The following is a 6,972-nucleotide window of genomic DNA, read 5'->3' as shown; positions in this document are numbered from 1 at the left end:
CTGCGTCCACGGCCAAAGTTTTCCGCCAAAACCCTAACCAAGGAATTCAGTGACCACGCGGACGTTCTCGCTGGGTACGCCGAGCATCTGCGCCATCACGCCCTTGAAGTTGACGATGGCCTGGGTGGTTTCGTAGAGCGTGAAGCGCGTGCCGTCCCAGGTTGCCACGCTGGCATGCAGCTCAATTGGATTATGCGTTTCCGGCGGCGTGGAATAGGTCTGGTCTACCTTGACCGCCGCCGAGGCGAATGCCGCTTCGGGATTGCCACGCTCGGTGTCGGCCTTGGGCTTTTCGTCGGCCGACAGCTTTACCGCGACATTCGGCGCCTGCTGGCCCTTGTAGGTGACCTTCACCTTGTCGGCCGCAGCAGTGGCCTGCTCGAAGGTATCGGCAACCACCAGGGCGACGTACTGTCCGTAATAGCGGATCACATCGTCTTCGAGCGGTGGGCGGCGCTCGTCGATGATCGCCTTGGACGATTTGGGTATGCGATAGAGCGTGCCGATGTTTTCACGCGTGTAAATCTTGCGCACGCCAGGCATCGCTGCAGCGGTGCGAGTATCGATCGCGTCGATGTGTCCATTGCCTATCGTGGCGCAGACCGGCACGGCATAGAGCATGCCGGGAAAGCTGTGATCGGAGCTGTAGCGGGCGGCGCCACTGACCTTCAGTGGGCCATCGACGCGGGCGTACTGGTTGCCGACGACGGGCAGGGGAGTGACGCTGGAAGCATCTTCAGACATGAAAAGTTCCTCAACTCGCTTTAGGCGGCCACGGTGGATAACGCATGGGTAAGGCAGCGCTTGGCCAGCTCAACCTTGAAGCCGTTCTCGCTTTGTGGCTTCGCGTTGTTCAAGGCGGCCGCAGCGGCAGTAGCGAATGTATGTTCGTTCGGAGGCTGCCCCTGAAGTGCCTGTTCGGCTTCGGGCGAGCGCCAGGGTTTCGTGCCTACACCGCCCATGGCGACGCGGGCATGGGTGATCTTGCCGCTCTGCACGGCGATCACCACCGCCGCCGACGACAGCGCGAACTCATAGGAGGCGCGATCGCGCAGCTTCAGGTAATGCGACCGCGCGCCCGGGTGCGGCGGCGGCAGGATCACGTGGGTGATCAGGTCCCCCGGCATCATCACCGTTTCTCTTTGCGGCGTATCGCCAGGCAGCAGGAAGAATTCGCCGATCGGCACGCGGCGTTCACCCCCGGTGCCACGGATCACCACGGTCGCCTCCAGCGCGGTCAGCGCGACATTCATGTCCGACGGATTGGTGGCGATGCAGTGCTCGCTGGTACCGAGGATGGCCAGGGTGCGGCTGAATCCGTCGATGGCCGAGCACCCTGTGCCGGGCTCTCGCTTATTGCACGGCATGTTGGTATCGCGGAAATACACGCAGCGTGTGCGCTGGAGCAAGTTGCCGCCGGTGGTTGCCATGTTGCGCAACTGCCCGGAGGCGCCGGATAACAAGGCCTGCGACAGCACTGCGTAGTCGCGTTGCACCAGCGGATGATGGGCCAGGTCGGAATTGCGCACCAATGCGCCGATCTTCAGACCGCCATCGGGCGTGCGTTCGACGTCGGCCAGCGGCAGATGGTTGATGTCGATCACCTGCGTCGGCCGCTCGACGTTGAGTTTCATCAGGTCGAGCAGGGTGGTGCCGCCGGCGACAAAACGTACCTCGGCGCCCTGCTGGGCAGTCGATGATCTTGCAGCGGCGCTGATCGCCTTGGCTGCGTCGGTGGCGCGAGAAAAAGCAAACGGTTCCATCTTTCGCTCCTCAGGCTTTGCGGACCTGCTGGATGGCCGCAACGATGTTGGAATAGGCGCCACAACGGCAGATATTGCCGCTCATCGCTTCCTTGACATCGGCATTGGCAGGGCCACAGGGCTCTTTCATCAGCGCTACCGCCGACATGATCTGGCCCGAGGTGCAGTAACCGCACTGGTAACCGTCGTGCTCAAGGAAGGCCTGCTGCATCGGATGCAGGTTGCCGGGCTGGCCCAGGCCTTCCAGCGTGGTGACTTCGTCGCCTTCATGCATCGCCGCAAGGCTCAGGCAGGAATTCACCCGTCGACCATTCACGTGCACGGTGCAAGCGCCGCACTGGCCGTGATCACAGCCTTTCTTGGTGCCGGTCAGCTGAAGATGATCACGCAGCGCATCCAGAAGCGTGGTGCGGGAATCGACTTTCAGGGTCTGCACGTTGCCGTTGACTTTAAGCTGCACTGAAACCAGGCCATCGGCATCGGCAGCAGAATGCGCCACGGCGGCGATGGCAGCCGCCTGGGCCGCGATCGGCAATCCCAACCCGGAAGCCGCGCCGGTAATACCGACGATCTGGAGGAAATTCCGTCGACCGAGCTGGATATCGACAATGTCTCCAGGCTTCTTTTCGGACATGGCTGGCTCCAGGGCTGGCTGATTCCGTTACGCAGATAATTGCGGATAGCCCGGATCGAGCGCGTTCGGACTATCCAGTAAACATACGCCAAAAATGATCAAGTTTCGGTGACCGGTGCCGGATGGTGTTGTCGATGCCACGAACCCAGAGAAGGATTATGGTCCGGGTAGGCGAGGGAGTAGGGGAGGTACGGGCGTGGCCGCGGATGATACAGCCATGCTGAAGGAAGCGACCAGCATAAAATCAAAGTATTTCAATACTATGAGACCATCTTTTGATGTCAATGCGACCTAGCGGAGTGGCAGATTCCGACGGCGTCGGGCGACATGATCGAAGCGTGGGTTTACACGCCCGAGGGCAGCGGCCCCCATCCCGCCGTCGTGTTCGGGGAGAGGCTCATGACCCCGAAGGATGGGACGCGATGGCACAACCGCGTAGCCACGCGATCTCTGCTGAGCTTCTCTTGGCGTCGACCCGTGCGGCGTGCCGCCGACGTGCGTATCCCCTTCTTGCTCGTCGTCCCGGAGGCAGACTCCATTGCACCAGTACCGGCCGCGCTCAAAGTCGCTCGCATGGCACCGCGCGCGGAATTGTTCCGAAGCGCCGGTGGTCACTATGACGTCTATGAGGGTGGGGCAGGGTTCGCCGACGTGCTTCGGACGGAGGTCGACTTCCTCCATCGTCACACCAAGACCACAAGTGCACGGTCAAGCAGCGATAAAGCGAGCCAGACGCACTTGCCTTGAGTAAATCCATGGCTGTATACCCTTGGGGAGCCACCTTGCCAAGGAGGATACGTTGATGATCCGCAGTTCATTAAGTCCGTTATGCCGAAATTGCACCTTTGCGATGGTTGCCGTTGCGATGCTCGCCACGTCCATGCCGGCCGATGCCCAGCGCTATCGGCACGGTGGTGGCTATCACCGTCCACCGCCGGCGCACTACAACGGCCGTGACCGCCATCGCGGTGGCGGCTCCGGCAACGTGATCGCTGGTGCGTTGCTCGGCGTGGTGGCTGGCGCAGTCATTGCCAACTCCGTTTCGAATGCTTCACGACCGCCACCGGCAGTGGTCTATCGCGATGCTCCGCCGCCACCGCCACCGGGCGTGTATTACGACGACGGTTATTAAACAGCGCAGCGCTGCCGCAACGGAACGCCTGTCTTCCCGCATCGAATCGGAGCATCCATAAATGAAGAACGTCATTCGCAAGGTCGCCGTCCCCGCCCTGTTTTCGCTCGCCCTGCTTGCACCTGCGGCCTGGGCCCAGCAGTCACCAGTACCCTCGGGCGCTGCCACCTCGAGCACGCCCGCCAAATCGCATGCGCAGCGCCGCGCCGACTCGGTGGAACGCCGCATCAGCGACTTGCACACACAGCTGAAAATCACCGATCAGCAGTCCAGGCAATGGGATGCCTTCGCCCAGGTCATGCGCGACAACGCGAAAAATACGGGCCAGGCCTTTCATGAGCGCTCGCAGAAGCTGTCGTCGATGAGCGCGCCCGATGCCATGAAGTCGTATGCCGACCTTACCCAGACGCATGCCGACAACATGAAGAAACTTTCATCCTCCTTCAGCGACCTCTACGCCGTGCTATCGGACGAGCAGAAACAAACTGCCGATACCTTGTATCGCAATCAGAAATTGGGACACAACAAGGGTCCACATAACCGGCACAAGGGCGGCAAACCAGCCAGTTCATCATCCGCGGGCTGATGGCGCACAGTCTGACCAAGCAGGGCCAAGGGGCCTAGCTCAGTTCACGCAAGATCTTTTGCTTGCGCTTCTCCATCTGGGCGCCAAGTTCGTTGAGCTGCTGCTTGGTCATCAGCGTTCTCGCATCCTTGAACATCTCTTTTTCTTCTTCGTCCGCATGGTGCTCGATCAATTCTTTCAGGACCTTGGCTCGGCCTGAAAACATGTCGCTGCCTTCCTCGGTGCTCAAGAGGTCCGGTAGAACCAGGTCTCCAGCGGCGCGATGCTCTTCCAGTGCCTCGTAATACATTTTGGCTTCTTCCTTCTTGCCCGCCTCCTTGAACGCCGGGTAGAAGATCTCTTCCTCGATGGTGGTATGGGCCTTCAGGTTGACCTGAATTTTATGCAGCAACTCTTCACGCTTTTTGGTGGCGCGCGTCGAGGTCTCGGCAAGTTCGGCAAGCAGCCCTTTGACCAGTTTGTGGTCGGCTTTGAGCAATTGGATGGCGTCCACGAAGTTTCCTGGCGTTGGCTGGGAATCGCAGGGTTTCACGGAGTCCGTGAATCCAGGGTACGTGTCGTGTGCAGGGCTGCAAGCGGGTCGAACTATGGAGAGACCAATGTCGATGGCCTCACTTCCGTCCCAACCTTCACATGCCAAAGGCCAACCATGGCCGCCACCCCTGCAGGGCACACCAATGCCAGCCCACCCCAGCGATTGAAGCCCCATGCGCCGGCGAACGCACCGACGACGAAGCCGCCAAACACGATGCTGCACACCGAGGCACGTCGCCGATCCCAAGGTCGTCCCTGGAGCGCCTGGCCGAGCGAGACGGCCAGGTCGGTCAGTATCCCGGTAACGTGGGATGTGCGGATCAGCGCGCCAGTGGTGATTGTGCTGGTGCCGTTCTGAAGCCCGACGGCAAATGCGCACAGCGCCAGGCCCGTCGTGGGATGACCGCCCAGCAGAAGTCCCCCGACGGCCAGGCTGGCCGCTTCAAGGAAAAAAGGCACGCTCACATGGCGCATTGATTGCCAACGTGGCGCGCGCAGCAGGGCGCCGCTCATGGCGGCCCCGATCAGGAAGGCAAGGGCGACCAGGCCCAGAATGGCAGCCACCGGCCAATTTCCCAGGGCCACTGCGGCCGTCGCGGCCGTGGTGACTCCCGTGAGGTGAGTGGCCGCTTCGTGCGAGTCGAGGATGGCTACCGCGTTGACGAACCCGGCCATCAGGGCGAGCACGCCCGCCCAGGGCCAGATCCAGCGAGGAAACATAGGGACCACGATAACCTCCGGTCGGTCGCAAATTTTACGGACTTTTGTCGCGGGATCGGTTGCACGTCACATCCGGCCATGGAACTCTATTGAAGTTGTCCAACCAAACCAAGGCATAGGGAAGACCGGCCCACTCCTGACGGCTGCCCACGGCGCCGTTACGAGGAGATGGGCTATGAAGCTCGCCTACGCCCCGGTCCGCGTATCCGTTGCGATGGAAGCGTTCCGCCATAACGAGGCACTGCTCGCCGCGCTGGATACCAGCACTGCCGGGCTCAACGAACAGCAGATTGCCCAGCGGCTGGATCGGGACGGCGTGAACGAGGTGTCGCATGAGAAGCCGCCGCATTGGTTGCTTCAGTTGCTGCACGCGTTCAAGAACCCGTTCATCGTGGTGCTGCTTGTCCTGGCGGCGGTGCAGCTGCTGACCGACCCTACGAACCTGACCGGTCCGACGATCATCTCGGTGATGGTTTCGATCAGCGTGTTCCTGAGTTTTGCCCAGGAATATCGCTCGTCGAAGGCCGCCGAGAAGCTGAAAGCCATGGTGCGTAACACCGCGACGCTGTCACGCCGTGCCGCGGACGGTCATAGCGAGCGAATCGATGTGCCGGTGTCTGAACTGGTGGCTGGTGACATCGTGCATCTGGCCGCCGGCGACATGGTACCCGCCGACCTGCGCCTGCTGAGCGCGAAGGACCTCTTCATCAGCCAGGCCATCCTCACCGGCGAATCGCTACCGGTGGAAAAGGCCGCACCATCCCATCGCGAGATTTCCGACGAACCGGAGCCGGGCGCAGCCGACAATCCGCTGGATCTTCCGAGTGTCTGCTACATGGGCACCAACGTGGTCAGTGGCATAGCGACGGCCGTGGTGGTGGCCACGGGGCCGCGCAGCTATCTGGGCTCGTTGGCGCGCAATGTCGTCGGCAAGCGCGTGCAGACCGGCTTCGATCGTGGCGTCAAGAGCGTGAGCTGGCTGCTGATTCGCTTCATGGCAGTGATGGTGCCGATCGTCTTCGTCATCAATGGCCTGGACAAGCACGACTGGCTGCAGGCATTCCTCTTCGCGCTGTCCGTGGCGGTCGGTTTGACGCCTGAAATGCTGCCGCTGATCGTGACCGCCAACCTCGCCAAGGGCGCCATCGCGATGTCTCGCCGCAAGGTGGTGGTGAAGCGTCTGAACGCGATCCAGAACTTCGGCGCAATGGACGTGTTGTGTACCGACAAAACCGGCACGCTTACCCTGGACAAGATCGTACTCGAACGCCACCTCGACCTGTACGGCGAAGAGTCCGAGGAGGCACTGGAATACGGCTACCTTAACAGCCGCTTCCAGACAGGCCTCAAGAACCTCATGGACAAGGCGGTACTGGAGCATCGCAACCTCGAGCCCACTGCCGCGCGTTTCCACATCGTCGATGAGATTCCCTTCGATTTCCAGCGCCGCCGCATGTCGGTGGTAGTGAACGATGGTAATGGCGGTGATCTGCTGGTGTGCAAGGGCGCCGTCGAGGAGATGCTGTCGACCTGTGCCTACGCCAAGGCCGGCGACGAGATCCTGCCGATGACGGAAGCTCAACGCGCCGGGATCAAGGCGATG

General features: G+C 61.4%; 8 protein-coding genes. 3 read left to right on the top strand and 5 right to left on the bottom strand.

Annotated features, from left to right (window positions below):
* Positions 1–33 precede the first annotated feature (33 nt).
* From VK519_RS01900 to VK519_RS01890, 3 genes are read right to left on the bottom strand one after another with little or no spacing between them, the layout of a single operon-like run.
* Positions 34–744 carry a xanthine dehydrogenase family protein molybdopterin-binding subunit gene (locus VK519_RS01900; protein WP_324347123.1) on the bottom strand — a complete coding sequence of 237 codons (711 nt, stop codon included), beginning with the start codon at positions 742–744 and terminating at the stop codon, positions 34–36.
* 20 nt (positions 745–764) lie between these two features.
* Positions 765–1,763 carry an FAD binding domain-containing protein gene (locus tag VK519_RS01895; protein WP_324347121.1) on the bottom strand — a complete coding sequence of 333 codons (999 nt, stop codon included), beginning with the start codon at positions 1,761–1,763 and terminating at the stop codon, positions 765–767.
* Positions 1,764–1,773: 10 nt separating this feature from the next.
* Positions 1,774–2,397: a (2Fe-2S)-binding protein gene (locus VK519_RS01890; RefSeq protein WP_324347119.1), complete on the bottom strand. Its 624-nt coding sequence runs from the start codon at positions 2,395–2,397 to the stop codon at positions 1,774–1,776.
* Between the two features lie 865 nt (positions 2,398–3,262).
* On the opposite strand from VK519_RS01890, the gene VK519_RS01885 reads away from it, so the two are divergent.
* Both VK519_RS01885 and VK519_RS01880 read left to right on the top strand, forming a co-directional pair.
* Positions 3,263–3,529: a hypothetical protein gene (locus tag VK519_RS01885; RefSeq protein ID WP_324347117.1), complete on the top strand. Its 267-nt coding sequence runs from the start codon at positions 3,263–3,265 to the stop codon at positions 3,527–3,529.
* 61 nt (positions 3,530–3,590) lie between these two features.
* Positions 3,591–4,115: a Spy/CpxP family protein refolding chaperone gene (locus VK519_RS01880; protein ID WP_324347115.1), complete on the top strand. Its 525-nt coding sequence runs from the start codon at positions 3,591–3,593 to the stop codon at positions 4,113–4,115.
* 34 nt (positions 4,116–4,149) lie between these two features.
* Here VK519_RS01880 and VK519_RS01875 read toward each other — a convergent pair whose 3' ends face one another.
* Both VK519_RS01875 and VK519_RS01870 read right to left on the bottom strand, forming a co-directional pair.
* Complete coding sequence (locus VK519_RS01875; protein ID WP_324347113.1) at positions 4,150–4,608, bottom strand: PA2171 family ribosome-binding persister protein; 459 nt, start codon at positions 4,606–4,608, stop codon at positions 4,150–4,152.
* Between the two features lie 92 nt (positions 4,609–4,700).
* Positions 4,701–5,369, bottom strand: coding sequence for a YoaK family protein (locus VK519_RS01870; protein WP_324347111.1), 669 nt, complete (start codon positions 5,367–5,369; stop codon positions 4,701–4,703).
* 175 nt (positions 5,370–5,544) lie between these two features.
* On the opposite strand from VK519_RS01870, the gene VK519_RS01865 reads away from it, so the two are divergent.
* A partial coding sequence (locus tag VK519_RS01865) for an HAD-IC family P-type ATPase (protein ID WP_324347109.1) occupies positions 5,545–6,972 on the top strand: 1,428 nt, incomplete at its 3' end.

The sequence above is a fragment of the Pinirhizobacter sp. genome (assembly GCF_035317885.1).
Classification (GTDB): domain Bacteria; phylum Pseudomonadota; class Gammaproteobacteria; order Xanthomonadales; family Rhodanobacteraceae; genus Pinirhizobacter.
This window is presented reverse-complemented; position numbering and strand designations above follow the sequence as displayed.